This window comes from Streptomyces ureilyticus, assembly GCF_011045025.1.
Taxonomy (GTDB): Bacteria; Actinomycetota; Actinomycetes; order Streptomycetales; family Streptomycetaceae; genus Streptomyces; species Streptomyces ureilyticus.
Genome location: NZ_JAAKZX010000079.1, coordinates 14792 through 39640, shown reverse-complemented (window position 1 = coordinate 39640; position 24849 = coordinate 14792). Strand labels below are relative to the sequence as shown.

Genomic DNA, 24849 nt, shown 5'->3' with positions numbered 1-24849 from the left:
CGTCTAGACAGTACGAGGGTGGGGGCGCCGTCTCGCGAGACGGCGCCCCCACCCTCGTACCGACGTCAGAACTTGTTGCGCGGAGTGATCCCCAGCGACATGCCCGACAGCCCCCGCTGCCGTCCCCCGAGCTTGCCCGCGATCGAGCGCAGGGCCGTGCCCGCCGGGGAGTCGGGGTCGGTCAGGACGACCGGCTTGCCCTCGTCGCCGCCCTCGCGGAGGCGGACGTCGATCGGGATGCTGCCCAGCACGGGAACCGTCGCGCCGGTCGTCCGGGTCAGGCCGTCGGCGACCGCCTGGCCGCCGCCCGTGCCGAAGACGTCGACCATCTCGCCGCAGTGCGGGCAGGGCAGACCGGACATGTTCTCCACCACGCCCACGATCTTCTGATGCGTCTGGACGGCGATCGAACCGGCCCGCTCGGCGACCTCCGCGGCGGCCAGCTGGGGCGTCGTCACGATCAGGATCTCGGCGTTCGGCACCAGCTGTGCGACGGAGATCGCGATGTCGCCCGTGCCCGGCGGGAGGTCCATGAGGAGGACGTCCAGGTCGCCCCAGTACACGTCCGCCAGGAACTGTTGCAGTGCGCGGTGGAGCATCGGGCCGCGCCAGACGACCGGTGTGTTGCCCGGGGTGAACATGCCGATCGAGATGACCTTCACGCCGTTCGCCGACGGCGGCATGATCATGTTCTCGACCTGGGTCGGACTCCCGTCGCTGCCCAGCATGCGGGGCACGGAGTGGCCGTAGATGTCGGCGTCCACGACACCGACCTTCAGGCCGTCCGCCGCCATCGCCGCCGCCAGGTTCACGGTCACCGACGACTTGCCGACGCCGCCCTTGCCGGAGGCGACCGCGTACACGCGTGTGAGCGAGCCCGGCTTGGCGAACGGGACCTCGCGCTCGGCCTGCCCGCCGCGCAGCGTGGACGCCAGCTCGCGGCGCTGCTCGTCGCTCATCACGTCCAGCGTGACGTCGACGCGCGTGACACCGTCGACCGCCTCGACCGCCCTCGTCACATTGTCCGTGATCGTCTGGCGCATGGGGCAGCCGGAGACCGTCAGGTACACGGTGACCGCGACCGCACCATCCGCCCCGATCTCCACCGATTTGACCATCCCCAGCTCGGTGATGGGTCGCTGGATCTCGGGGTCGTTCACCGTCGCCAGCGCTGCGCGCACCGCGTCTTCCGTAGCCATACGAACGATGGTACGGCGCTTTCACCCACCCCCGAAAAGCCCTTCAGCGGTCGCCTACGTCACGTCCGCGCGGTTGTTCCGCCGGGAATACGACCCGTCCGTCGAGCCTCCGCTCGTCCAGCTCCCTGACCAGGTCCTCGAGTTCGGAGCGGATCCAGTCGCGGGTGGCGACCTCACCGAGACCGGCGCGCAGCGCGGCGATCTCGCGGGTCAGATACTCGGTGTCCGCGATCGACCGCTCGTTCTGCTTGCGGTCCTGTTCGAGATTGACCCGGTCGCGGTCGTCCTGCCGGTTCTGCGCGAGCAGGATGAGCGGGGCGGCGTACGAGGCCTGGAGCGAGAGCATCAGGGTGAGGAAGATGAACGGGAACTCGTCGAAACGCAGGCCGCTGGGCGCCGCGACGTTCCACAGGACCCACACGATGATGACGACGGTCATCCAGACGAGGAACCGCCCGGTGCCGATGAACCGCGCGATCCGCTCCGACAGCTTCCCGAAGGCCTCCGGGTCCCACTCGGGCACCAGCCTGCGGCGCGGCGGCAGGGGCTGGTCGAGCCGGATGCGCGGGCGTGCGGTGACGCCCATCGGTACCCGCTCGCGGGGGTCGCGCTCAGGAGCCATGCGAGACCCCCTGAGCCTCCACGTCCAGGTGGAACTCCGTCTCGCGCCAGTCCTCGGGCAGCATGTGGTCGAGTACGTCGTCCACGGTCACCGCGCCGAGCAGCGACCCGCTCTCGTCGACCACGGGCGCCGCGACCATGTCGTACGTCGCGAAGAAGCCGGCCACCACCTGCAGCGGGTCCTCCGGTCGGAGCGCCTGGAGATCATCGTCGAGAAGCGCGCTGACCAGCGTGTACGGAGGGTCGCGCAGCAGCCGCTGGAAGTGCACGGTGCCGAGGTACTTGCCGGTCGGCGTCTCGTCGGGCGGGCGGCACACGTACACCTGGGCGGCCAGCGCGGGGGAGAGGTCGGGGTTGCGGACCCGGGCCAGCGCGTCGGCGACCGTCGCGTCCGGCTGCAGCACGATCGGCTCGGTGGTCATCAGACCGCCGGCCGTCCGCTCCTCGTACGCCATCAGCCGCCGTACGTCCGCCGCCTCGTCCGGGCGCATCAGCGTGAGCAGCCTCTCCTTGTCCTCCTCCGGCAGCTCGGCCAGCAGGTCGGCCGCGTCGTCGGGGTCCATCGCCTCCAGGACGTCGGCGGCGCGCTCTTCCTTGAGCTTGCCGAGGATCTCGATCTGGTCGTCCTCGGGCAGTTCCTCGAGGACATCGGCGAGCCGGTCGTCGTTGAGGGCCGCGGCAACCTCCGCGCGCCGCTTGGACGAGAGGTGGTGCAGTACGTTCGCGAGGTCGGCCGGGCGCAACTGCTCGAAGGTGGCGAGGAGACTCTCGGCGCCCTGCCCCTGCTCCTCGAGCGAGAACCCGGTCACGGCGGACCACTCGACGGTCAGCGTCTCTCCCTTCGACCGCCGGAAGGTGCCGCCCTTCCCCTTGCGTACGAAGACCCGGTCGATCTCCCAGTCGCGGCGGGCCGGCAGCTGCTGGACCGACACATCCAGGACCGTCACCTCCTCGTCGGTCTCGACGAGGTGTACGCGCCGGTCGAGCAGTTCCCCGATGACGAGCCGCTCGGTGGGCCGCTGCTCGAAGCGCCGTACGTTCAGGACACCGGTGGTGATGACCTGGCCCGACTCGATGCCGGTCACCCGCGTCATGGGCAGGAAGATGCGCCGGCGCGTCGACAGCTCGACGACGAGGCCGAGCAGCCGGGGCGGGCGCTGCCCGACCCGCAGCATGGCGACGAGATCGCGCACCCGGCCCACCTGGTCGCCGTTCGGGTCGAAGACGGCGACACCTGAGAGGTGCGAGACGAAGATCCGGGGAGCGCCTGCGGCCATGCCGCGCACCTCCTCCCTGCTCACCGTTCCCTTATCGACATATCCGTATTTGCGGGCTTCAGGCTAGCCCGTCCCGACTGGACCCGCCCCGGTGGCGGACCTGGACGGACTGCCTCCGGAGTGCGTGGACGGCACAGGTACGCTGCCGTACGCCGTTGAGGACTCCCGAACGAGAGGTGCTCCCACCCGTGACCGCAATTCCCCAGGGCCGTAGCCACCGGGCCGCACTCATCAGCGCGATGTGCGCACTGGTCGTGACGGGGACAGGACTGACGGGGTGCGGCGGCGAGGACCCGAACGCGGGCACCAACGGGGTCGGCAAGCTCCCCGCCGACGAGATCCAGGCCAGGACGAACAAGGCGGCCCGGGGTGCGAACACGGTCCACCTCTCCGGCTCGGTCGTCAGCAACGGCCGTACGTACAAGCTCGACATGCGCCTCAAGGCCGACGGCGGCACCGGTTCCGTCACCACACAGGACACGACCTTCCGGCTGCTGCGGGTCGGTGAGCACCTGTTCTTGAAGGCCGACGCGGATTTCTGGGCGGACGAGGACGACAAGGACGCCGAGGGCAGCGGAGGCAAGAACAGCGACGCGGACGCGGAGGCCGCCGAAAAGCTCGAGGGCATGTACGTGAAGGTCCCGCAGGGCGACCCCGCCTACCAGCGCTTCACCGGTTTCACCGACAAGGACGTACTCCTGGACGGCCTCCTCACCCTCCACGGCACCCTCGCCACGGACGGCCACCACGAACGCTTCGGCATCCGCACCATCCGCATCACCGGCGACAAGGGCTCAGGCGGCACCCTGGACGTCTCCCTGGAGGGCAAGCCCTACCCCCTACTCCTGGCCCGGGCAGGCAACGCGGGAACGATCCGCCTGACGGACTGGGGCAAGGACTTCCCCCTGGAAGAACCGGCGAAGAACGAGATGGTGGACTACGGGCAACAGCTACCGGAGTCGTAAGGGTTCACGAGCGCCCCGTCAGGGGCGCGGGGCTGTATCAATTTGCGGCTCCGCCGCGCGGGCGCTACCAGCCACGACGCACCCGCGGCCTAAAACGGACCTGCCCACGCCTAGCGTCGCTTCTTGCGGAACAGCAGCCGATGCACCCCCGCCGGGGCCGGCTGACGCGTAATCGCCGGCGAAGGCGCCGGCACGGCCGCGAGCGAGCCGTCCGGCAGCGGCGCCGTACCCCCCGTCGGCACCAAGCGGAGCACCCGGCACTCCCGAGCCCACCGCTCAGTCATCGCCTCCCCATCCGGCGCGTTCAGCCGCTTGCCCTTCAGCTCGCCGACCGCGGCGTCCCACTCGGGGGACCGGGAAGCCAGCTCCACGACCTTCGCCGCCCAGGACACAAGCCGCCCGCCCTTGTCCTTGCTGCGTACGGTCACCACCGCCTCGCCCCCGTCGACGAGCCCCGGCAACGGCTGCTCACCGCCCCCGTCGCCGACCAGGCACACCGCACCGTCGAACCACACATGCCACAGGGCCCGGTCCGGCGCCGCTGCGCCCACACCCCGCACCCACACGAGCGCGGACTTCTTGGTGGCCTCCTCGACGAGGGCCTGCTCGAGCAGCTCATCCGTCATGGCAGCAAGGGTATCCAGCCCACTCGTACCAGTCCGGCCCACTCGCACCAGTCCGGCCCGCTCACCGCAGTCCGAGCCCGCTCACAGCCACCCGTTGCGCTTCAGCGTGCGGTGGATCGTGAAGCAGATCCCCACCGTGATGCCCAGCACCAGCGGGTAGCCGAACCTCCAGCGCAGCTCCGGCATGTAGTCGAAGTTCATGCCGTAGACGCCACACACCATCGTCGGTACGGCGATGATCGCCGCCCACGACGTGATCTTGCGCATGTCCTCGTTCTGCGCGACCGAGGCCTGCGCGAGGTTGGCCTGGAGGATCGAGTTGAGCAGCTCGTCGAACCCGACGACCTGCTCCTGGACCCGGGCGAGGTGGTCGGCGACATCACGGAAGTACTTCTGGATGTCCGGGTCCACAAGCCGCATCGGCCGCTCGCTCAGCAGCTGCATGGGCCGCATCAGCGGGGACACCGCCCGCTTGAACTCCAGTACCTCACGCTTGAGCTGGTAGATCCGGGCCGAGTCGACACCGCGCGCGGTCCCGCCCTTGCGCCCCGGCGAGAACACCGCCGTCTCGACCTCGTCGATGTCGTCCTGCACGGCGTCCGCCACCGCGATGTATCCGTCGACGACATGGTCGGAGATGGCGTGCAGCACAGCCGACGGCCCCTTGGCGAGCAGTTCGGGGTCGTCCTGCAGCCGGTGCCGCAGCGCCCGCAGCGAGCCCTGCCCGCCGTGCCGCACGGTGATGAAGAAGTCCCGGCCGGTGAAACACATCACCTCGCCGGTCTCCACGATCTCGCTGGTGGCGGTGAGTTCGTCGTGCTCCACGTAGTGGATGGTCTTGAAGACGGTGAAGAGCGTGTCGTCGTAGCGCTCCAGCTTGGGCCGCTGGTGGGCGTGCACCGCGTCCTCGACGGCGAGCGGGTGCAGCCCGAACTCGCGGGCGATGACGGCGAATTCGTCCTCCGTGGGCTCGTGCAGCCCGATCCAGGCGAAGCCGCCGTCACGGCGCACCTGGAGCATCGCCTCGTGCGGGGTGAGGGTGGCGGGGAACGGGACGCGGGCGCCGTCCCGGTAGATGGCGCAGTCCACGACAGCCGAGTTCGTCCCGGCCTCGCGGGTGCTGTCATACGTGCCGCCGTCCTTGCGCAGCGAGGGACGGACCGCGGCGCGCAGGTCTCGGATCATCGACATGGCAGGCTCCTTCGCGTACGAGCCGCCTGGCAACGGTTGGAACTGCCCGGAATGGGGACGTCCTGACTGGGGTCTCCGGTTTTTGAAGGCCGGGGATGTTTGGCACGTCCGCAAAGCGGGGAGCACCGCACCGTCGCGGTGGCAGCTTCGCTACTGATACAGATCAGACAGATCAGGCAAAAACGAAGTGCTCTTCCGTCGTGCACCGACACGCATGACGCGAGTACGGGAGGCGGCAGCCAGTAGAGCTCGGATTGTGAGAACTCAGCAGCCGGAAGAGCGGGTAGTACTACACGGTCGACTTCGATCCATGGAGCCCCACCTCCTCCGGCCGGTCCCCCGTAGGGGAGATCCATCCCCCGTAGGGGAGTGTTGTGCGTCGGGACTCGAGAGCGACGCTTCTGCGTGCTGCCCCGACCAGCGGCCAAGACTATCAGCCCACCGGCCTGTCAAGCCGCCGCTTCGGCCTTGTCGCTCCCGGGAATCAGGGCAGAAGTCCCCAAAAAGACGCAGCTTATGCTCACCGTATGGCTGATGTTCTTCCTTTGGTGGAGGCCCGGTTGCGTACCGCGCTGGGCGAACCGGACGCGCGCGCAGCGGTCACCTTCCTCGGCACGGACCGCGTCGAGGTGCTCCGCTTCAGCGGCGAAGGCGCCGGGGAAGGGATCGTCCGCTACGCCACGCTCGGCATGTCCGCGCAGCCGATGACGGACCCCACGGCGACCCTCGCCGACCCGCTCAAGGGCCCGCGCGCCGAGCTGGTCCTCTCCGTACGCCCCGGTGTCGCCGACACCGACAAGGTGCTCCGCCCGCTTGCCGTACTGGCCGCGTCTCCGCAGGTCGAGGGCCTGGTCGTGGCCCCCGGAGCCTCGCTCGACGTCGGCGAACCCCTGTGGCCGGGCGCCCCGTTCACCTCCGTACTGGTCGCCGAGCCGGGCGGCCTCGTCGAGGACCTGGACCTGGACGAGCCCCTCGATCCCGTACGTTTCCTGCCGCTGCTTCCGATGACGCCGAACGAGGCGGCGTGGAAGCGGGTGCACGGCGCGGCCGCCCTCCAGGAACGCTGGCTCACGGGCGGAACCGACCTGCGCGATCCCTCGCGCAAGTCCGTGTCCCTCGACTGAAGCCAACCTTCCGCTGGAATCGTCCAGTTGGGAATGTCACACTCGTTCAATCGGCGGCGACGGGGCTCGCCGGACGGGTGATCGTCCTTGACGCGGCGACAGCCGGGGAGGACCGTTGGGGCCTATGAGGGGCGAACCCAGTTGCCCGAAGTGTGGTGGCCGGGTCAGGGCTCCCGGACTCTTTGCCGACTCCTGGCAGTGTGATGTGCACGGCCCTGTGCACCCGCTGCAGCCCGTGATCCCGCCCAGCGTCGAGGCCCTCAGCGTCGTGGTGCACCGTGCGCGCGTGCCGGTGTGGATGCCATGGCCGCTGCCCGTCGGCTGGCTCTTCACGGGTGCGGCCTTCGCGGGCGACGACCGCAGCGGCGGCCGTGCCACCGCCGTGGCCTGCTCGGGCCCGGGCCCGCTCGGCGGCGTAGGAGAGCTGGTGCTCGTCGCCGAGGAACTCGGCGTGGGCCTCGGCTCCCGGTACGCGGGAATGGACGGCCCGGACCCCGGCCCGTACATGAACGTCGAGAAGCCGGCCCAGGCGAAGGTCCTCGCGGCGGGCCGCCCGACCCCCCTCTGGCTGGTCTCCGGCACCCCCGACGACCGCGCCGTCTTCGCCGGCGAGGCGCTCGGCCTGTGGCTGTGGGCGGTCGTCTGGCCCGAGCAGTCGGGCCTGCTGATGTACGACGAACTGGTACTGACCGACCTGCGGGACGCGGGCGCGGAGGTGGATCTGCTGCCGTGCGGGGCGCTGTCACCGCGCATCCTGGAGCCGTAGGGGCTCAGGGCGGGGACGCGTGCGGTTCTCGTTACCCTTGAGTGTCCCTTCCGCCTGGTCAGATCCTGGAGTCCTCGTACGTGCGCATCGACCTGCACACCCACTCCACCGCTTCCGACGGTACGGACACCCCCGCCGAGCTGGTGCGCAATGCCGCCGCGGCCGGTCTGGACGTCGTCGCGCTGACCGACCACGACACCACCCGCGGACATGCCGAGGCCGTCGCCGCGGTCCCGGAAGGCCTCACCCTCGTCACCGGAGCCGAACTCTCCTGCCGCCTCGACGGCGTGAGCCTGCACATGCTCGCGTACCTCTTCGATCCCGAGGAGCCCGACCTGCTGCGTGAGCGTGAGCTCGTACGCGACGACCGGGTGCCGCGGGCCCACGGCATGATCTTTAAGCTCCAGGAGCTGGGCGTGCCGGTGACCTGGGAGCAGGTGGCGCGGATCGCGGGCGACGGGTCCGTGGGGCGGCCGCACATCGCGACCGCGCTGGTCGAGCTGGGCGTCGTGCCCAGCGTCTCCGACGCCTTCACGCCCGACTGGCTCGCCGACGGCGGCCGGGCGTACGTCGAGAAGCACGAGACGGACCCCTTCGAGGCGATCCGGCTGGTCAAGGCCGCGGGCGGCGTGACCGTCTTCGCCCATCCCGCCGCTTCGAAGCGGGGCCAGATCGTGCCGGAGTCCGCGATCGCCGAACTCACGGCGGCCGGACTCGACGGCATCGAGGTCGACCACATGGACCACGACCCGGCGACCCGGTCCCGACTCCGCGGCCTGGCGGCCGACTTGGGGCTGCTGACGACGGGGTCCAGCGACTATCACGGCAGCCGCAAGACGTGCGTGCTCGGGGAGTTCACCACGGATCCCGAGATCTATGGGGAGATCGCGCGACGGGCCACGGGGGCGATTCCCGTGCCCGGGACCGGCGGGGAAACCGACCGCTAGCAGATTTTGAGCAGAGCCGAACACACAGAGCCCCGTACGGCATCGATGCCGTACGGGGCTCTGAAGTGTGCTGTCGGGCGTCCGCGCGTTACGAGACGGGGGCTTCGGCCGGGCGGATCAGAATGCGCTGGCCGATGGCGGCGGCCTGCTGCACGATCCGGTTGACGGAGGCGGCGTCCACGACGGTCGTGTCCACGGCGGTGCCGTCGACGTCGTCGAGGCGCATGATTTCGAAGCGCATACGGCTTCTCCCTTCGTCTGGTCATCCTCCTGAAGGAGAACTACTGGTAGGTGGAACATGGGGCGTCTGTGCCACGGGTTCCACAACGAGTCAACGGGATGCGGGTGACAAACATTCCCTACGCTAAATAAATTTTTCGAACGCCTAATTACTTGATGGTAGTGGACCGCTTGTGTTCACACAGTGACGTCCTGCGACAATGAGGCGCATATGAATGACGACTTCGCTGGAACCGACGCACTGGCCGCCCTCGGTGCGCGCATGGACCGCACGAACGAGCTGCTCCAGCGCATGCTCGCCGAGGTGGCCAAGACGCCGTCCACCCATGCGATCTTCGTCGACGCCGGTTATCTGTACGCGGCCGCCGGGCGGCTCGTCGCCGGTACGGAGGACCGCCGGGCCTTCGACCTGGACGCCGAAGGCCTCATCGAGGCGCTCATCGACAGGGCGCGCACGATCTTCGCGGACAGCAGGCTGCTGCGCGTCTACTGGTACGACGGCGCACGTCGCCGCATCCACACGGCGGAACAGCAGTCCATCGCCGAGCTGCCCGACGTCAAGGTCCGGCTGGGCAACCTCAACGCCAACAACCAGCAGAAGGGCGTCGACTCCCTGATCCGCAGCGACCTGGAATCGCTGGCCAGGCATCGCGCCATCAGCGACGCCGCACTCATCGGAGGCGACGAGGACCTGGTCTCCGCGGTCGAGGCGGCGCAGGGGTACGGGGCGCGGGTCCACCTCTGGGGCATCGAGGCGCCGGAGGGGCGCAACCAGGCGGAACCGCTGCTTTGGGAGGTCGACAGTCAGCGGACCTTCGACCTGGAGTTCTTCAAGCCGTACGTCTCCCGCCGGACCGCCGCTTCCTACGAAGCCTCGGCGGGAGCGCGGCCCACGCGGGAGGACGTGCGGTTCGTGGGGGCGCAGGTCGCCGCGCAGTGGCTGGGGGCGCGGGGGCGCGAGGCACTGGCGGATCTGCTGCCCGGACATCCGTATCTGCCCGGGCCCGTCGACCAGGACCTGCTGGTGGAGGCGGAGGGCCTGCTGCAGTACTCGCTGCGCGGGCAGGCGGATCTGCGGCGGGCGCTGCGGGACGGCTTCTGGGGGCACTTGCAGGCGCAGTACTGAGGCCTACTTGGGTTGATCCGCCTGGTCGGTCTGATCCGCCTCGTCGGTCAGGTCAGGTCCGTCTGCTTCCAGAAGGTGGCCAGAGCTTCGGCCGTGTCCCGGGGGCGGTCCGTGTTGGGGGAGTGCTCGGCTCCGCGTACGACCGTGCGGTGGGCCTTGAGGCGTACGGCCATGTCGTCGAGGAGCGGCACCGGCCAGGTGCCGTCCTCTTCGCCCGACAGGACGTGAAAGGGGATCGGTACGGCGGCCAGCTCGGCGACGCGGTCCGGTTCCGTGCACAACTGGCGGCCCGCGGCGATGAGTTGAGCAGGGCTGTTGCCGAGCCAGCGTTGCCTGAGTACTTCGAAGCCGTCGAGTCCGGCGTCCAGGTCCTGCTGGTCGGCCGCGTCCTCCGGGGGCTCCAGTGCCTGGATCGCCTCCCACACCTGCGCCATGTCCATCACGGCGAGCGCGTCCCGCAGCAGCTTGACGCGCAGCTGTTGTGAAGCGGAGATCTCAGCCGGTCCCGAGGCGATGAGGGTGAGCGAGCGGAAGCGCGTGGGGTCCAGCAGTACGGCGGCTCGGGCGACCTGTCCGCCGAACGAGTGGCCGACGAGGTGGACGCGTTCCTGCGGCGTCTCGGTGACCGCATCGACCTGGGCGAGTACGTCCCGCGCCAACTCGCCCTGCGCGTACGGGGCTTCGTCGTCTCTTGGCCCCGGCGTCTCGTACTGGCCGCGTCCGTCCACGGCGAGGGTCCGGTATCCGGCCGCGGCCAGGGGTTCGTGCAGGGAGATGAAGTCCTCCTTGCTGCCGGTGAACCCTGGCAGCAGCAGCGCGGTTCCCTTCGCTTCGACGCCGGGTGCCACGGGGGCGTCGATCACGGCGAACTCACCGCGCGCGGTGCCGAGCCGATACGCACGGGCGCCGGGCGGGGGGACAAAGGTGGCGGGCCTGCTCATGAGGAGGAGGCTAGCCGGGGAAGCTGTCGGACGGGTTGTGGGGCGGAGTGACTTTTCGCGCTTCCGGAATGGCGACGGCCCGGCCCCAAGTGCTGGGGCCGGGCCGTCGGAGAGAGGCTCTCAGCTCTCGGTCGCCTCGGTGGCTGCCGCCTTCTTGCGGGTGCGACGGCGGGGCGTCGCCTCCGGCGCGTCGGCCTCGGCGGGCGTGGCCGCCGCCTTACGGGTACGCCGGGGCTTGGCCGGGGCCTCGTCCGTGCCGGGCTCGGCCGCCTGAGCCGGGATGCCGACCTCCGCCGCCTTACGCGTACGGCGGCGCGGCTTCGCCTCGGTCGCCTCGGCGGTGTCCATGGCGGCCTCGGCAGCGGCCGCGGTCTTGCGGGTGCGACGCGGCTTGGTCTCCGTCGACTCGACCGCTGTGCCCTCGGCCGTGTCCAGCGCGGCCTGGGCCGCCTTGCGCGTACGGCGGCGCGGCGTGGCCGCCGGCTCCTCCGTCGCCTGTGCCGGGATGCCGGCCTCGGCGGTTTCGGCAACCTTGCGCGTACGACGCCGGGGCTTCGCCTCGGTCGCCTCGGCGGTGTCCACCGCTGCCTCGGCCGTCGCCTTGCGGGTCCGGCGCGGCTTGGTCTCCGCCGCCTCGACGACCGTGCCGTCCGCCGTGTCCACGGCCGTTTCGGCGGCCTTGCGGGTACGACGTCGGGGCTTGGCCTCGGTCGGCTCGGCCACCTCGGTCGCCATGGTCGTGCCTTCGGCCGTTTCCACAGCCTTGCGAGTGCGGCGGCGCGGCTTGGTCACGGTCGCCTCAGCGGCGTTCGCGGCCTCCTCGACGACGGTGGCCGCCGACTCGACGGTCTCGACGGCCTGCGCCGTCTCCGCCGTCTTGCGCGTACGACGCCGGCGTGGCTTCGGCTCGGCCGACTCCACAAGCTCAGCCGTCGGCTCGGTGACCTCCGGCGCGACGCCCTCCGCCGTGGCGACGGCCGTCTCGGCCGTCTCCCCGGCACGCGTCCGGCGACGGCGACGCTGGGCGCGCGGATCGGCGGCCGCGGCCTCAGCGGTGGCAGCCGGGTCCGTGGCGTCGATCGGCGCGCCGTTGCGCGTACGGCGGCGTCGACGCGGCGTACGCGCCGGACGCTCGTGCTCGCGTTCGCGGTCACGCCCGCGCTCCGGAGCCGAGGAACGGCCACCGCGACCGCGTACGCCACGCCCGCCGGTCTCGCCGAGGTCCTCGACCTCCTCGGCCGCGAGCCCGGCGCGGGTGCGATCGGCGCGGGGCAGGACACCCTTCGTGCCCGCCGGGATGCTCAGCTCCTCGAAGAGGTGCGGGGACGTGGAGTACGTCTCGGGCGGGTCGTTGAAACCAAGCGCCAGCGCCTTGTTGATGAGCTGCCAGCGCGGGATGTCGTCCCAGTCGACGAGCGTGATCGCGATGCCCTTGGCACCCGCACGACCCGTTCGGCCGATGCGGTGCAGGTACGTTTTCTCGTCCTCGGGCGACTGGTAGTTGATGACGTGCGTCACGCCCTCGACGTCGATGCCGCGCGCGGCCACGTCGGTGCAGACGAGCACATCCACCTTGCCGTTGCGGAACGCCCGCAGCGCCTGCTCACGCGCCCCCTGGCCGAGGTCGCCGTGAACCGCGCCGGAGGCGAAACCGCGCTGCTGCAGCTGGTCGGCGAGGTCCGCCGCCGTCCGCTTCGTACGGCAGAAGACCATCGCGAGCCCGCGGCCGTCGGCCTGGAGTATGCGCGAGACCAGCTCGGGCTTGTCCATGTTGTGCGCGCGGTAGACGAACTGCGCGGTGTTCCGGACCGTCTGGCCCTCGTCGTCCGGCGCCGTGGCGCGGATGTGCGTGGGCTGCGACATGTAGCGGCGCGCGAGACCGATGACGGCGCCCGGCATGGTCGCCGAGAACAGCATCGTCTGGCGGCGGGCCGGCAGCATGTTGATGATCTTCTCGACATCGGGCAGGAAGCCCAGGTCGAGCATCTCGTCGGCCTCGTCGAGGACGAGTGCGCGCACATGCTTGAGGTTGAGCTTCTTCTGTCCCGCGAGGTCAAGGAGACGGCCCGGGGTGCCGACGACGACGTCGATACCCTTCTTGAGGGCCTCGACCTGCGGCTCGTACGCCCGGCCGCCGTAGATGGCGAGAACGCGTACGTTACGGACCTTGCCCGCGGTCAGCAGGTCGTTGGTGACCTGTGTGCAGAGCTCGCGCGTGGGGACCACGACGAGCGCCTGCGGGGCGTCGGTGAGCTGCTCCGGCTCGGCACGGCCCGCCTCGACGTCCGCGGGAACCGTGACGCGCTCGAGGAGCGGGAGGCCGAAGCCCAGCGTCTTGCCGGTGCCGGTCTTGGCCTGGCCGATGACGTCGGTGCCCGAAAGGGCGACGGGGAGCGTCATCTCCTGGATGGGAAAGGGGTTGATGATGCCGACGGCTTCGAGCGCCTCGGCTGTCTCGGAAAGGATCCCGAGCTCTCGGAAGGTTGTAGTCAGGGTGCTGCCTCTTCTGTGTACGCGACACGAGGCGAGCGCGGGGGTCGTTGAACCGTGCCGGGGACGTCGGCCACCGAGAAGGCGGGCCTTGGTGGCACGGGACCACTGCCGACGCTCGAGCGCTCTTGCCGCTGAGGGTCTCTCCGGACTCCGTACGCACTGTGCCGTACGGACGAGGAGAGCTGTCGGGTCGGAGCCGATCGGGCCACCGACCGGGCATCCTCATTCATATGGCCCGTTGAGATACGTAGATCAGCTCAGCGGGCTCATTACCACCATACCCCGGAATCGCGCATATGCGATGGTCGATTTGGTCACGTAGTGGTCGTCACACTGGCTGACCAGGGACTTACGCCTCGCTGTGAGCGGGCTATTGTGCGCTTCATGACGACGCCCGACAACACCGCCGACACTGCCGCCGAACACACCGGAGTCGCCGCCCAGGACTGGACGAAGGCCTCCGTCGATCCCCAGTACCGCGCCGCGGTCGTCGACCTGCTCGGAGCGCTCGCGTACGGGGAGCTGGCCGCGTTCGAGCGGCTCGCGGAGGACGCCAAGCTGGCGCCGACGCTCGCCGACAAGGCGGAGCTCGCGAAGATGGCCTCGGCGGAGTTCCACCACTTCGAGCAGTTGCGGGACCGACTCGCGGCGATCGGGGCGGAGCCGACGGAGGCGATGGAGCCGTTCGTCGCGGCGCTCGACGGCTTCCACCGGCAGACGGCGCCGTCGGACTGGCTGGAGGGCCTCGTCAAGGCGTACGTCGGCGACTCGATCGCCAGCGACTTCTACCGCGAGGTCGCGGCACGGCTCGACTCCGATACGCGGGCGCTGGTCCTCTCCGTACTCGACGACACGGGGCACGCGAGCTTCGCCGTCGAGAAGGTGCGCGCCGCGATCGACGCGGACCCGCGCGTGGGCGGACGCCTCGCGCTGTGGGCGCGACGGCTGATGGGCGAGGCGCTGTCCCAGTCCCAGCGGGTGGTCGCCGACCGGGACGCGCTGTCGACGATGCTCGTCGGCGGGGTCGCGGACGGGTTCGATCTCGCGGAGGTCGGTCGGATGTTCTCGCGCATCACGGAGGCGCACACGAAGCGGATGGCTGCGCTTGGCCTCGCGGCCTGAGCCAGGGTGACTGACCGTCGGTTCGCTGACTGCGGGTTCGTTGTGGCTTGTCGCGCCCGCGCGGCGGAGCCGCATGTGTAAACAGCCCCGCGCCCCTACGGGGCGCCCCAGCGCGGGCGCCTTTCCGGGTGCGGGGCCGCTTTAAGGTTCCTCGTCAGGATCCTTGCTCACACCGTCGCCGAGTGGCGGCGGAGTCTTCCCGCCGGGCGGAGGAGCAAGGATACGGATGCCGTGGCTACGGTCGCCGCGCCGATGAGGGTCAGCAGTAGGTTTCCGCTCAGCGCGCTGTTGGTGAGGAACGCGCCGAACAGGCCGCCGGCGGCGCCCGTCGACAGGACCAGGCGGCGGGCGGGCAGGCGGTGCGACAGGCGGTGCATGGCCAGCCAGGCCACTGCCAGACCGAGGATCACGGAGCCGAGCGCTTCCAAGAACATGGGTGGGGTCCCTCCCGCACGGCCGTGTGCATTTCGGTCGTAGCCCGTCTTACCCGTGGCCCCCGGAAGGCAATCCTTCCCTGTGGGTGATCTGTGCTCCGTCTGGGGGCATCGCATGAGAGCGCATGAGCTTGAAAGTGCGGGGCCCGCACTTGAAAGTGCGGGGCCCGCGCAAGGACCGGCATGACAAGGGCCCCGTGGCCTGAAGCCACGGGGCCCTGTCGCGACGTAACTACAGCGCGCCGAAGCCCACCTTGCGCGGGGCCGGCTCGCCGATCTCCACGTACGCCAGTCGGTCGGCCGGGACCAGGACCTTGCGGCCGTGGTCGTCCACGAGGCTCAGCAGCTGCGACTTGCCGGCCAGCGCTTCGGACACCGCCCGCTCGACCTCCTCGGCGGTCTGACCGCTCTCCAGAACGATCTCGCGAGGCGCGTGCTGCACGCCGATCTTGACCTCCACGGCTATGTCCCTCCGACGGTCACTGATGTGCGCGTTCGTCCGCGCCGTACGCAGCACACATTAGCCCGGTGAGGGGACGTACACGCTGCGTCCAAGAACGCCAGGAGCGAACAGCGGGCGGGAACAAAGGGATGGCCCCCGCCGCTTGCGCGCCGTCAGTGGTGCTCGCTGCCGTGCAGCGGGAAGCCGGCGATGCCGCGCCAGGCCAGCGAGGTCAGCAACTGCACCGCCTGGTCGCGCGGCACGCTGCGGTCGCTGTGCAGCCAGGAGCGCGCCACCACCTGTGCGAGTCCGCCCAGACCCGAGGCGAGCAGCATCGACTCGGCCCTCGACAGGCCGGTGTCCTCCGCGATGACGTCGCAGATCGCTTCCGCGCACTCGAATGTGACCTTGTCCACGCGCTCCCGCACCGCAGGCTCGTTCGTCAGATCCGACTCGAAGACCAGCCGGAACGCGCCGCCGTCGTCCTCGACGTACGCGAAGTACGCGTCCATCGTGGCCCGTACGCGCTGCTTGTTGTCGGTGGTCGAGGCAAGGGCGCCCCGCACCGCCTGGAGCAGGGACTCGCAGTGCTGGTCCAGCAGGGCCAGGTAGAGGTCGAGCTTGCCCGGAAAGTGCTGGTAGAGCACCGGCTTGCTGACTCCCGCGCGCTCGGCGATGTCGTCCATCGCGGCCGCGTGATATCCCTGCGCGACGAACACTTCCTGGGCTGCGCCGAGGAGCTGGTTACGTCGGGCACGGCGCGGCAGGCGTGTGCCCCGCGGGCGTGCCGCCTCTGTCTGCTCGATGGCTGTCACGCCGCCTCCCAAAATCGTCCAAGTGCGGTGTGCGCCGCGCCGCCATCGTACTTTTCGGTAACCGTGCTGTGCGCGGTGCGAGGGCAGAATTTCACGGACCGGACGCCGGTGAAAACCGCGCAGAGCGCATCAAACACGAGCATGCCGGGCAGGTCGGCCTCCGGTGACTGCCCCCGAGCGGTCACCGGTCATCGTGCCGTATCCGCCTCACCGGTGGTCGTCCTCGTCTTCACCGGTCGTCGTCTTCACCGGTAGTCGTCCTCGTCGAGTTCGACGACCCTTGCCTGTTCTGCGCGGTCCGCCTCGTTCGCGTCGGCCAGGTTGGCCGCGTTCGAGCCGGTCAGTGGCTCGTCCCGGTGGGGTGCGAGCTCCGCGTGCTGTTCGGCGGCGTCGGCCTCGGGGGCCTCCACGTCGAATTCGGTGGAATCGGCGGAAGTGGAGTCGGCTTCGGCGAGAGTCTCGGGGTCGGTGGGGTCGACGGTCATGGAGTCCTCTTCCCGAGCGGTGCGAGTGCCTGCTTGCACAAGTACGTGTGCCCTCGTTCAGGAAGCGTATGAGAGTGCGGATCGAGTCGCTACGCGATCCCATGGCGGTCCGTCGCGATACGGCTGGGTTCACGGAATTCGATGGGGACTTGTGATGGCGAACACACGATCCACCACGTGATCGTCTCGTAACATTGCTCCATGTCTTCGACCGAACTGCCGTCCGTCCTTGCTACCTCTGTCGCGCCTAAAGTCGGTGCCGTCAGGGTGGCGGCGGGGGAGCGGCTGCGCTCGGTCGGGATGCCCGGGATCACGCTGACGATCCGGTCGAGACCACCGGCCCGCGAAGGGCTGCCGTCCGCGCTGTACGTGCATGGGCTGGGCGGTTCCTCGCAGAACTGGTCGGCGCTGATGCCCCTCCTGGACGGCCTCGTGGACAGCGAGTCCGTCGATCTGCCGGGCTTCGGCGACTCACCGCCGCCGGACGACGGCGACTACTCGGTGACCGGGCACGCGCGCGCGGTCATCCGCTATCTCGACTCGGCCGACCGCGGTCCCGTGCACCTCATCGGGAACTCGATGGGCGGCGCCGTCACGACGCGCGTCGCGGCCGTACGCCCCGATCTCGTCCGGACGCTCACGCTGGTGTCGCCCGCGCTGCCCGAGGTCCTGGTGCAGCGCTCGGCGGTGCCGACGGCGCTGCTGGCGCTGCCCGGGGTCGCCGGCGCCTTCACCCGCTTCACCAAGGACTGGTCCGCCGAGCAGCGCGTACGAGGCGTCATGGCGCTCTGTTACGGCGATCCGACCATCGTGACCCCCGAAGCGTTCCGCAACGCGGTCGAGGAGATGGAGCGGCGGCTCGCCCTCCCGTACTTCTGGGACGCCATGGCGCGCTCGGCCCGCGGCATCGTGAACGCGTACACGCTGGGCGGCCAGCACCGGCTGTGGCGTCAGGCCGAGCGGGTGCTCGCCCCGACGCTGCTCATCTACGGCGGCCGTGACCAGCTCGTCTCGTTCCGCATGGCCCAGCGAGCGGCCCGCGCCTTCCGCGATTCCCGGCTGCTCACGCTCCCGGACGCGGGGCACGTGGCGATGATGGAGTACCCCGAGACCGTGGCCACCGCCATGCGTGAACTTCTCGCGGACACAGGCGAGTTGGCCGACGCCGACGCCACGAAGACTGACGCCACGAAGACCGACAGCACGAAGACCGGCACGACGAAGAGTGCGGGGAGCTGAGGCGGCGCGTGGGACGTCACAGCCGACGTGGGTCGGCCCGCAAGGGCGACACCGCCGACATCCCCGTGGTCGCGGGAGGCCGCCCGGAGCCGAACACCGGACGACGCCGGGCTCCCTCCGGGCCGCAACCCCAGCCGCAGCCGCCGCCGATGGGCGGCGGCCCCGGCACTCCGGCGGGCGGGGTACCGCGGCTGCCCGAGGGGTGGGCGCCGCGCCCGGACGCGCAGGGGGTTCCGCGGTTCCCTGACGGGACGCCTGCGGGCGGAGTTCCGCGGTACGCGGACGGCACTCCGGCACATGGAGTTCCGCGGCTGCCGGACGGCACGCCCGCGCGTGGGGTTCCGCGATTTGATGACGGTACGCTGGCTCATGGCGTGCCTCGGCTTCCTGACGGCACGCCTGCTCACGGTGTCCCCCAGGTCCGTGGTGCGCATCCCGAGCAGCGGGAATCCGGCGGTGGCTGGGGGGTGTTCAGTGGGGCGCCCGGGTACGGCGCGCCTCAGGGGGCGTACCCGGGAAGGCCGGGCGTATCGCAGGCTGCCGGTCCCGGGCCCGCGATACCGCAGCAGCGGCAGGCACGGCATCCTGCGCAGAGTCCGCGCCAGGACTACGTCGACGCCTTCGAGCAGGGCGACGACGTCTTCGCGTCGCGTACCGGCGACCAGGCGCTCCGCTCGGACCCGTACAACTCCGCCGTCGACGCCACCGACCGGTACCTGGACCCCGCGGAAACCGAGCACAAGGCGCCCCCAGGGCTCGACCAGCCGGAGAAGGCCAAGGGCGGCAAGGGCTGGACCTTCACCGGGGTCGCGGCCGCCGCGGTCACCACCGTGCTCGCCGTCGTCGTGGCCGGGCAGGTGGTCACCGACGGGCGCGAGGACACCTCCGCGCGCCCGCCGGCCTCGGGCGGCGCGGACCGGGAAGCCAAGGACTCCGCGGCGCGCGGCGACACCAGGCCGACACCTCCGTCCGAGGTGGAGGGCGCGACTCCGCCGACGTACGCGCAATTGATGACGAAGAAGTTCCCGCTGGACGCGAAACTCGAGGGCGGCGGGGAATTCGAGGCGATCCGCGGTATCGACCAGGCGCCCGGCACGGGACAGAAAATCACCTACCGCGTCGACGTCGAGAAGGGCCTCGGCCTCGACGGCACCCTCTTCGCGCAGGCCGTGCACAAGACCCTGAACGACGAACGGAGTTGGGCCCACGACGGGGCCCGTACCTTCGAGCGGGTCTCCACCGGGCAGCCCGACTTCGTCATCACGCTGGCCAGCCCCGGCACCACCGCGTTCTGGTGCGCCAAGTCGGGCCTGGACACCACCGTGGACAACGTCTCCTGCGACTCCGCGGCCACCGACCGCGTGATGATCAACGCGTACCGCTGGGCTCAGGGCGCCCAGACGTACGGCGACAAGATGACTGCGTACCGGCAGATGCTGATCAACCACGAGATCGGCCACCGGCTCGGATACGGCCATGTGACCTGCGACAAGGACGGCGAACTCGCGCCCGTCATGCAACAGCAGAGCAAGTTCCTCGAACACGACGGAATCCGGTGCCGGGCCAACCCCTGGCCGTTTCCCGGAGCTTGAGGCGCTTGCAATACGTACACGATTGATCTCTTAGCGCGACGGAACGCGATCCGCGCGGGAAAGTTACGACCGTTCACCCCTTTTGATGGCGCGATGGACAACCGTCCATCGCGCCACGGTCATGTCCGCGTACGTTCGTCCCGCTGTGAGTCGCCGGCCAACGGCGGCTCCCCATACGGAAGATCAGGGGTGCACTCGTGCGCATCGGACTGCTTACGGAGGGTGGCTATCCATATGTGAGCGGTGACGCCAGGCTCTGGTGTGACCGGCTCGTACGCGGGCTCGGGCAGCACGGCTTCGACGTCTACGCGCTCAGCAGGAGCGAGCGACAGCAGGGCGAGGGCTTCGTCGAGCTGCCGACCCAGGTCGGCCGCGTACGCACGGCGCCGTTGTGGACCGCGGGCGATGACGGCATGGCGTATGGCCGCCGGGCGCGGCGGCGGTTCGCCGAGTGCTACGGGGAGTTGGCGGCGGCTGTCTGTGCGGGGGATGCCGTGGGGGACGCTGCCGGGGCGGCCTCCGGGGATGGCTCATTGGATGTGGCGGACCGTTTCGGCAGTGCGTTGTACGGGCTTGCCGAACTCGTCCGGGAGGAGGGTGGCGGTCTGACCGGAGCCCTGCGTTCCGAAACGGCCGTGCGCGCCCTCGAGAGCGCCTGCCGCGCGCCCGGCGCACTGCGTGCCGTGCGCGGGGCGCGCGTCCCGGATCTGCTCACCGTCGCCGACCGGATCGAGCGCACCCTGCGGCCCCTGTCGCTCGACTGGTACGACGAGCAGAACGGACTCGGCTCCGTCGACCTGTGCCACGCCACGTCCGGGGGCGCCGCGGCCCTGCCCGGGCTGCTGGCACGGCACTTCTGGGGCGTGCCGCTGCTGGTCACGGAGTACGGCGTGCGGTTGCGGGCGCACTACTTGGACGCGTGCGAGGAGTCCGGACCGGTGCGGGCGCTGCTCGCGGCGTTCCATGGCCGGCTCGCGGCCGAGATGTACCGGCAGGCCGCCCTCATCACGCCCGGCAATACGCACGCCCGCCGCTGGCAGGAGCGCTGCGGCGCCGACCGCGCCAAGCTCCGTACGGTCTATCCCGGCATGGAGGCGTCCCGCTTCTGGGAGGTGGGCGAGCGAGGGGACTGCGCCGATCCGGACACGCTGGTCTGGGTCGGGCGGATCGAGCCCGACAAGGACCTCGTCTCGCTGCTGCACGCTTTCGCGGCGGTCCGCAAGGCGCGGCCGAAGGCGCGGTTGCGGATCATCGGCGCGCCTGCCGAGAGGCCGGCTGCGGCTGCGTATCGGGCGGACTGCAAGGCGCTGGCCGCGCGGCTCTTCCCCGATGAGGTGGGAGACGTACGCGGGATCGGTGGCCGTCCGGTGCCGCCGGTGCCGCCGGTGTCGTTCGAGGAGATCGGCGGGCCGGACGCGCCGAGCCTCGCGGAGGTGTACGCGGCCGGAGCCGTGGTCGTGCTGTCGAGCGTCGTCGAGGGCTTCCCGAACAGCCTTGTCGAGGCGATGTTCTGCGGGCGCGCCACGGTGTCCACGGACGTCGGCGCGGTCGTGGAAGTCATCGGCGGTACGGGGCTGGTGGCGCCGCCGCGCAACCCGCGGGCGCTCGCCGAGGCGTGCGTCGCCCTGCTGCGCGACCCCGAACGCCGTGCACTCCTCGGCGCGGCGGCACGCGCGCGTGCCCTCGAACTGTTCACCGTCGAGCAGAACGTCGCGGCATTTCACGGCATTTACCTGGAGATCGTTTCGCACTGCCCGGTCCGCCGAGCCGCCACCGGTGCCACCGGCGAACCGCAACCCTTCGCCGTACCGGCCGAGGCCCATGTAGGGGCTCGCTGGACCGAGTCCGGAACCCGGCCTACGTCGGCGAGCGGTCCGCGGTGGGCCACGGAAGCTGCGGGGGCTGCGGCGAGGTCCGGGGTGGCGGGCGTTCGGTCGGAATCCGGGGCGGCGGGCGCCGGTTCCGGCGCGGCGCAGGAGCCGGTGCCCGCCGGGAAGGGGACGCGATGAGCGGGCGGCAGCGCGACGTGGACGTGCCGGGGGCCCCGGGCGGCGCCGCGGTGCGGGATGCGGTCGCCTCCGACGAGGAGTGGCTGGTGACGGCTGGAGCGCCGGGTGCCCTGGATGTTCCGGGGGCGCGGGGTTCGTCGGACGAGTCCGGCAGCCGGGTCGCCGTGGACCCTGTGAAAGCGCTGATGCACCGTCACCGCGAGCTGTGCGAACGGGCCGTGGATCCGCTGGAGATCGCGGCCGGTTTGGAGGCGCACGGGGTGACCGACCGGACCGTGGCCCGCTTCCGGCACCGTGACGTCTTCTCGTTGGCCGAGGAGATCTACGCGCGCGTGCCCCGCGACGGCGAGTCCAGCCCAGACGGCGAGACGAGTCCTGACGGCGAAGCCAGTCCAGGGGCGTCTGCCGCCGTCAAACTCCCCAAGGCGCAAGCCGGTTGGGCCGTGTTCGCCCTGCTGCCGGGCGCCGCATGCGCGGCGGCGGTGACCGGGCTGCGCCTCACCGAGGCCCGGCCGGTCCTCGCCGTCACGGTCGCCGTCCTGGGCGTACTCGCCCTCGCCCTGTGCCTGCGCCTGGCCCTTGGCCGCGGCCCCCTGCGACCCCCGCGCGCGCGGCGCTCGACAAAGGGCACGCGCGCGTGGACGTGCTGGCTCCTCGCATACGCCCTCCTCGGCGACGGCCTGCTCGGCGCCGCCCTCGCGGGTGGCCCGCACAACTGGCCGAACGGTGACGCCGACAGCCCCTGGCCCCTGCCCCTCGCGTCGGTGACGGCCCTCTCCCTGGCCTGCGCCCCGGCGGCCTGGTGCGCCCACCTCTTCGCCGTACGCGCCCGGCGCAAGCTGGCCGTCGGCCGAACTCTCAAGGAGTTCGCCGCCTCCGTACGGCCCCTGCTCCTGGGCGTGTTCGGGCTGTTCCTCTGCGCCCTGGGCGGACTGCTCGCGCTGTGCGGGACGCTGCTGGGCGAGCCCGCCGATCCCGCCGCGTACGCCGGAATCGGCGCTCTCGGCGCGCTCCTGCTGCTGGCCCGGCTGCTCACCGTGCACGGTTTCCCGCACGCCCCGGCCGTCGTACTGGCCGCCGCCGGTGCGGCCGAGGCGACGGCTGTGGCGAGCGTCTTCGCGGGCCGCCTGCCCGGCTGTTCGTTCCTCGCCGTTCCCGTCGAGACCGTGGCCGCCGCATGGGGGCCCGGTGTCGTGCCGGCCCTCGTATGCGGGACCGCGGCGCTCGTACTCCTGGTCCACGCGACCAGGACCCTCACCCGGGCCTCGGCCCACGCGCACCACGGTGGGACGCCGTGAACCGCATCCCGAGCCCGCCACCCGGCCCCCGTGCCGAGCCCGGCCCTCCCGCGGGGCCGACACCGCGGGCCTCCCTGACGAACCAGCGCAACACCCTCGAAGGAGACACGAGATGATCACCCTCCGTATCGGAGAATCCACCCCGGGAGCCGCCCTATGAGGGTGCTGCTGATCGGAGCCAACGGATTTCTGGGCCGGTACGTCGCCGACCGCCTCCTCGCCGACCCGGCCGTGCAACTCACCGCGCTCGGCCGGGGCGACGACGCGGATGTACGGTTCGACCTCTCCAGCGGCAGCCCGGGCGCACTGACGCGCTTCCTGGACGCGGTGCACCCGGGCGTCGTCATCAACTGCGCGGGCGCCACCCGAGGCGGCGCCCGCGAACTGACCCGGCACAACACCGTCGCCGTCGCCACCGTCTGCGAGGCCCTGCGCCGCAGCGGCTGCGGCGCGCGCCTCGTGCAGATCGGCTGCGGCGCGGAGTACGGCCCCAGCCAGCCCGGCTCCTGCACGGCCGAGGACGCGACGCCGCGCCCCGGCGGCCCGTACGGCGTCAGCAAGCTCGCCGGCACAGAACTCGTCCTGGGCTCCGGCCTGGACGCCGTCGTCCTGCGGGTCTTCTCGCCCGCCGGACCCGGCACCCCCGCCGGCACGCCCCTCGGCCGCCTCGCCGAGGCCATGCGTCGCGCCATGCAGTCCGGTGACGGCGAACTGAAGGTGGGCGGACTCGGCATCCAGCGCGACTTCATCGACGTACGCGATGTCGCCCGCGCCGTCCACGCCGCCTCCCTCTCCGCCGCACAGGGCGTCATCAACATCGGCTCCGGACGTGCCGTACGCCTCCGGGACGCCGCCGCCGTCCTCGCCCGCGTGGCCGGCTACGGCGGCGCGCTGCACGAACTCGACACCCCGCCCGGAATCGTCAGGCCATCCATCGGTCACCCCCGCTCCGAAGCCGAGCACACGGCCCCGGCCGTACACCCCTATCCCGACGGCTGCGGCAGCTGGCAGCAGGCCGATGTGCGCACCGCACGCGACCGGCTCGGCTGGCGGCCCCGCATTCACCTCGAAGAGTCCCTCGCCGATATCTGGATGGAGGCGGCATGCCGCATCTGACCCGTACCGCGGTGGGCACCGCGAGCACCGACATACGTTTCGGCTTCGGCGTCCCCGGCTACGCACACCCCCTCGTCGCCCCTCTCGAATGGGGCCAACTCACCCGCCCCGGCACCCCCTTGCACTGGGTCGTCCTCAACGTCGCCGACGGTCCCGGCATCCGGCCCGACCCGCACTGCCTCGCCGCGGCGGGGCGGCTGCACAACGCGGACGTCCGGGTCCTGGGACACCTGGATGTGAGATACGGCGCACGCACCTTCGGTGAGCTCGTCTCGGACGCGCACCGGTATCTCGACTGGTACCGGGTCGACGGCTTCTATCTGGACCGCTGTCCCACGGATCGGACAACGCTCCCCGAGATGAGCCGCACGGCCACGACCCTGCGCGCGTTCCTCGGCGAGGGCCGTATCGTCCTCGGACACGGCTCCCACCCGCACCCCGGATATGCCGAATTCGCCGACCAGTTGGTGACCTTCTGCGGCCCTTGGAGCGAATACCGCTGGTCGCAGGTGGCGGAGTGGACTGCCGACCACTCGCCCGAGCGCTTCTGCCATTTCGTGCACAGCGTGCCCCGCGGGCATCTCGACGAGGCGCTGCGCATAGCCCGCTGGCAGGGCGCCTCGACGATCTACTTCACCGACCGCACGGACCGCGGCGGCCGCATCGACCCCTGGGCGACCATGCCCGGCTACTGGGACGAAATCGTCTCGCGGGTCGGAACGGGTGTCTCGGAATGAAGAGGGGCGTGGCAGTGTTACGCGAAGAACAACCGTAGTGATTG

24 protein-coding genes are annotated in these 24849 nt (G+C 70.8%); 12 read left to right on the top strand and 12 right to left on the bottom strand.

Annotation, left to right across the window (positions count from 1 at the left end; translation table 11 throughout):
• Positions 1-65: 65 nt before the first annotated feature.
• Genes G6048_RS23860 through G6048_RS23850 form a run of 3 tightly spaced genes read right to left on the bottom strand, consistent with a single transcriptional unit; the run spans position 66 to position 3097 of the window.
• Positions 66-1199, bottom strand: a complete 1134-nt coding sequence (locus G6048_RS23860; protein WP_165341632.1) for an Mrp/NBP35 family ATP-binding protein — start codon at positions 1197-1199, stop codon at positions 66-68.
• Positions 1200-1242: 43 nt separating this feature from the next.
• Positions 1243-1821: a DUF1003 domain-containing protein gene (locus G6048_RS23855; RefSeq protein WP_165341631.1), complete on the bottom strand. Its 579-nt coding sequence runs from the start codon at positions 1819-1821 to the stop codon at positions 1243-1245.
• Positions 1811-3097 (bottom strand): magnesium transporter MgtE N-terminal domain-containing protein, encoded by a 1287-nt coding sequence (locus tag G6048_RS23850; protein WP_165341630.1) that lies wholly within the window; start codon positions 3095-3097, stop codon positions 1811-1813. The genes G6048_RS23855 and G6048_RS23850 overlap by 11 nt, the downstream gene beginning before the upstream one ends.
• Before the next feature lie 188 nt (positions 3098-3285).
• Between G6048_RS23850 and G6048_RS23845 the strand changes: the two genes are divergently transcribed.
• Entirely contained in the window at positions 3286-4062 is a 777-nt protein-coding gene (locus G6048_RS23845) for a hypothetical protein (protein ID WP_165341629.1), read from the top strand.
• A gap of 110 nt (positions 4063-4172) precedes the next feature.
• Here G6048_RS23845 and G6048_RS23840 read toward each other — a convergent pair whose 3' ends face one another.
• Both G6048_RS23840 and G6048_RS23835 read right to left on the bottom strand, forming a co-directional pair.
• The gene (locus G6048_RS23840; protein ID WP_165341628.1) at positions 4173-4688 is read right to left on the bottom strand and encodes a hypothetical protein; all 516 of its coding nucleotides are present in this window, start codon (positions 4686-4688) and stop codon (positions 4173-4175) included.
• Between the two features lie 81 nt (positions 4689-4769).
• Positions 4770-5879: a magnesium and cobalt transport protein CorA gene (locus tag G6048_RS23835; RefSeq protein WP_165341627.1), complete on the bottom strand. Its 1110-nt coding sequence runs from the start codon at positions 5877-5879 to the stop codon at positions 4770-4772.
• A 527-nt stretch (positions 5880-6406) separates the two neighbouring features.
• Here G6048_RS23835 and G6048_RS23830 point away from each other — a divergent pair.
• From G6048_RS23830 to G6048_RS23820, 3 genes are all read left to right on the top strand, one after another.
• Positions 6407-7003, top strand: coding sequence for a suppressor of fused domain protein (locus G6048_RS23830; protein ID WP_165341626.1), 597 nt, complete (start codon positions 6407-6409; stop codon positions 7001-7003).
• A 124-nt stretch (positions 7004-7127) separates the two neighbouring features.
• On the top strand, positions 7128-7769 hold the full coding sequence (locus G6048_RS23825) for a DUF6758 family protein (protein ID WP_165341625.1): 642 nt from the start codon (positions 7128-7130) through the stop codon (positions 7767-7769).
• Positions 7770-7849: 80 nt separating this feature from the next.
• The gene (locus G6048_RS23820; RefSeq protein WP_165341635.1) at positions 7850-8716 is read left to right on the top strand and encodes a PHP domain-containing protein; all 867 of its coding nucleotides are present in this window, start codon (positions 7850-7852) and stop codon (positions 8714-8716) included.
• Between the two features lie 88 nt (positions 8717-8804).
• On the opposite strand, the gene G6048_RS23815 is transcribed toward G6048_RS23820, so the two are convergent.
• Entirely contained in the window at positions 8805-8957 is a 153-nt protein-coding gene (locus tag G6048_RS23815) for a hypothetical protein (RefSeq protein ID WP_165341624.1), read from the bottom strand.
• 210 nt (positions 8958-9167) lie between these two features.
• Here G6048_RS23815 and G6048_RS23810 point away from each other — a divergent pair, with 210 nt between their 5' ends.
• Positions 9168-10082 (top strand): NYN domain-containing protein, encoded by a 915-nt coding sequence (locus tag G6048_RS23810; protein ID WP_165341623.1) that lies wholly within the window; start codon positions 9168-9170, stop codon positions 10080-10082.
• Positions 10083-10129: 47 nt separating this feature from the next.
• On the opposite strand, the gene G6048_RS23805 is transcribed toward G6048_RS23810, so the two are convergent.
• Together G6048_RS23805 and G6048_RS23800 are read right to left on the bottom strand one after the other, a co-directional pair.
• On the bottom strand, positions 10130-11023 hold the full coding sequence (locus G6048_RS23805) for an alpha/beta fold hydrolase (protein ID WP_165341622.1): 894 nt from the start codon (positions 11021-11023) through the stop codon (positions 10130-10132).
• 120 nt (positions 11024-11143) lie between these two features.
• Positions 11144-13423, bottom strand: a complete 2280-nt coding sequence (locus tag G6048_RS23800; RefSeq protein WP_165341621.1) for a DEAD/DEAH box helicase — start codon at positions 13421-13423, stop codon at positions 11144-11146.
• Positions 13424-13900: 477 nt separating this feature from the next.
• Between G6048_RS23800 and G6048_RS23795 the strand changes: the two genes are divergently transcribed.
• Positions 13901-14638, top strand: coding sequence for a ferritin-like fold-containing protein (locus G6048_RS23795; RefSeq protein WP_165341620.1), 738 nt, complete (start codon positions 13901-13903; stop codon positions 14636-14638).
• A gap of 167 nt (positions 14639-14805) precedes the next feature.
• On the opposite strand, the gene G6048_RS23790 is transcribed toward G6048_RS23795, so the two are convergent.
• The 4 genes from G6048_RS23790 to G6048_RS23775 all read right to left on the bottom strand — a co-directional run bounded on the left by G6048_RS23790 (position 14806) and on the right by G6048_RS23775 (position 16814).
• Positions 14806-15072 (bottom strand): hypothetical protein, encoded by a 267-nt coding sequence (locus G6048_RS23790; RefSeq protein WP_165341619.1) that lies wholly within the window; start codon positions 15070-15072, stop codon positions 14806-14808.
• 232 nt (positions 15073-15304) lie between these two features.
• Positions 15305-15532 carry a DUF3107 domain-containing protein gene (locus G6048_RS23785; protein ID WP_033319983.1) on the bottom strand — a complete coding sequence of 76 codons (228 nt, stop codon included), beginning with the start codon at positions 15530-15532 and terminating at the stop codon, positions 15305-15307.
• A 155-nt stretch (positions 15533-15687) separates the two neighbouring features.
• Positions 15688-16329, bottom strand: a complete 642-nt coding sequence (locus tag G6048_RS23780; RefSeq protein ID WP_165341618.1) for a TetR/AcrR family transcriptional regulator — start codon at positions 16327-16329, stop codon at positions 15688-15690.
• 245 nt (positions 16330-16574) lie between these two features.
• Positions 16575-16814, bottom strand: a complete 240-nt coding sequence (locus G6048_RS23775; RefSeq protein WP_165341617.1) for a hypothetical protein — start codon at positions 16812-16814, stop codon at positions 16575-16577.
• Between the two features lie 201 nt (positions 16815-17015).
• Between G6048_RS23775 and G6048_RS23770 the strand changes: the two genes are divergently transcribed.
• The 6 genes from G6048_RS23770 (at position 17016) to G6048_RS23745 (ending at position 24805) form a co-directional block, all read left to right on the top strand.
• Positions 17016-18053, top strand: a complete 1038-nt coding sequence (locus tag G6048_RS23770) for an alpha/beta fold hydrolase (RefSeq protein ID WP_165341616.1) — start codon at positions 17016-17018, stop codon at positions 18051-18053.
• 8 nt (positions 18054-18061) lie between these two features.
• Complete coding sequence (locus G6048_RS23765; RefSeq protein ID WP_165341615.1) at positions 18062-19645, top strand: DUF3152 domain-containing protein; 1584 nt, start codon at positions 18062-18064, stop codon at positions 19643-19645.
• A gap of 197 nt (positions 19646-19842) precedes the next feature.
• On the top strand, positions 19843-21654 hold the full coding sequence (locus tag G6048_RS23760; RefSeq protein ID WP_165341614.1) for a DUF3492 domain-containing protein: 1812 nt from the start codon (positions 19843-19845) through the stop codon (positions 21652-21654).
• A complete protein-coding gene (locus tag G6048_RS23755) occupies positions 21651-22952 on the top strand; it encodes a hypothetical protein (RefSeq protein ID WP_235990227.1) in 1302 nt (433 codons plus the stop codon). Before G6048_RS23760 ends, G6048_RS23755 begins: the two co-directional genes overlap by 4 nt.
• 156 nt (positions 22953-23108) lie before the next feature.
• A complete protein-coding gene (locus tag G6048_RS23750; RefSeq protein WP_165341613.1) occupies positions 23109-24068 on the top strand; it encodes an NAD-dependent epimerase/dehydratase family protein in 960 nt (319 codons plus the stop codon).
• Complete coding sequence (locus tag G6048_RS23745; RefSeq protein WP_165341612.1) at positions 24056-24805, top strand: spherulation-specific family 4 protein; 750 nt, start codon at positions 24056-24058, stop codon at positions 24803-24805. Before G6048_RS23750 ends, G6048_RS23745 begins: the two co-directional genes overlap by 13 nt.
• The last annotated feature ends 44 nt before the right edge of the window (positions 24806-24849 follow it).

Coding starts and splice junctions, on each gene's coding strand:
- G6048_RS23830 (WP_165341626.1), top strand. CDS start 6,407: ATGGCTGATGTTCTTCCTTTGGTGGAGGCCCGGTTGCGTACCGCGCTG.
- G6048_RS23775 (WP_165341617.1), bottom strand. CDS start 16,814: ATGACCGTCGACCCCACCGACCCCGAGACTCTCGCCGAAGCCGACTCC.
- G6048_RS23825 (WP_165341625.1), top strand. CDS start 7,128: ATGAGGGGCGAACCCAGTTGCCCGAAGTGTGGTGGCCGGGTCAGGGCT.
- G6048_RS23815 (WP_165341624.1), bottom strand. CDS start 8,957: ATGCGCTTCGAAATCATGCGCCTCGACGACGTCGACGGCACCGCCGTG.
- G6048_RS23795 (WP_165341620.1), top strand. CDS start 13,901: ATGACGACGCCCGACAACACCGCCGACACTGCCGCCGAACACACCGGA.
- G6048_RS23810 (WP_165341623.1), top strand. CDS start 9,168: ATGAATGACGACTTCGCTGGAACCGACGCACTGGCCGCCCTCGGTGCG.
- G6048_RS23745 (WP_165341612.1), top strand. CDS start 24,056: ATGCCGCATCTGACCCGTACCGCGGTGGGCACCGCGAGCACCGACATA.
- G6048_RS23755 (WP_235990227.1), top strand. CDS start 21,651: ATGAGCGGGCGGCAGCGCGACGTGGACGTGCCGGGGGCCCCGGGCGGC.
- G6048_RS23770 (WP_165341616.1), top strand. CDS start 17,016: ATGTCTTCGACCGAACTGCCGTCCGTCCTTGCTACCTCTGTCGCGCCT.
- G6048_RS23855 (WP_165341631.1), bottom strand. CDS start 1,821: ATGGCTCCTGAGCGCGACCCCCGCGAGCGGGTACCGATGGGCGTCACC.
- G6048_RS23860 (WP_165341632.1), bottom strand. CDS start 1,199: ATGGCTACGGAAGACGCGGTGCGCGCAGCGCTGGCGACGGTGAACGAC.
- G6048_RS23790 (WP_165341619.1), bottom strand. CDS start 15,072: ATGTTCTTGGAAGCGCTCGGCTCCGTGATCCTCGGTCTGGCAGTGGCC.
- G6048_RS23840 (WP_165341628.1), bottom strand. CDS start 4,688: ATGACGGATGAGCTGCTCGAGCAGGCCCTCGTCGAGGAGGCCACCAAG.
- G6048_RS23750 (WP_165341613.1), top strand. CDS start 23,109: ATGAGGGTGCTGCTGATCGGAGCCAACGGATTTCTGGGCCGGTACGTC.
- G6048_RS23835 (WP_165341627.1), bottom strand. CDS start 5,879: ATGTCGATGATCCGAGACCTGCGCGCCGCGGTCCGTCCCTCGCTGCGC.
- G6048_RS23850 (WP_165341630.1), bottom strand. CDS start 3,097: ATGGCCGCAGGCGCTCCCCGGATCTTCGTCTCGCACCTCTCAGGTGTC.
- G6048_RS23805 (WP_165341622.1), bottom strand. CDS start 11,023: ATGAGCAGGCCCGCCACCTTTGTCCCCCCGCCCGGCGCCCGTGCGTAT.
- G6048_RS23800 (WP_165341621.1), bottom strand. CDS start 13,423: ATGACGCTCCCCGTCGCCCTTTCGGGCACCGACGTCATCGGCCAGGCC.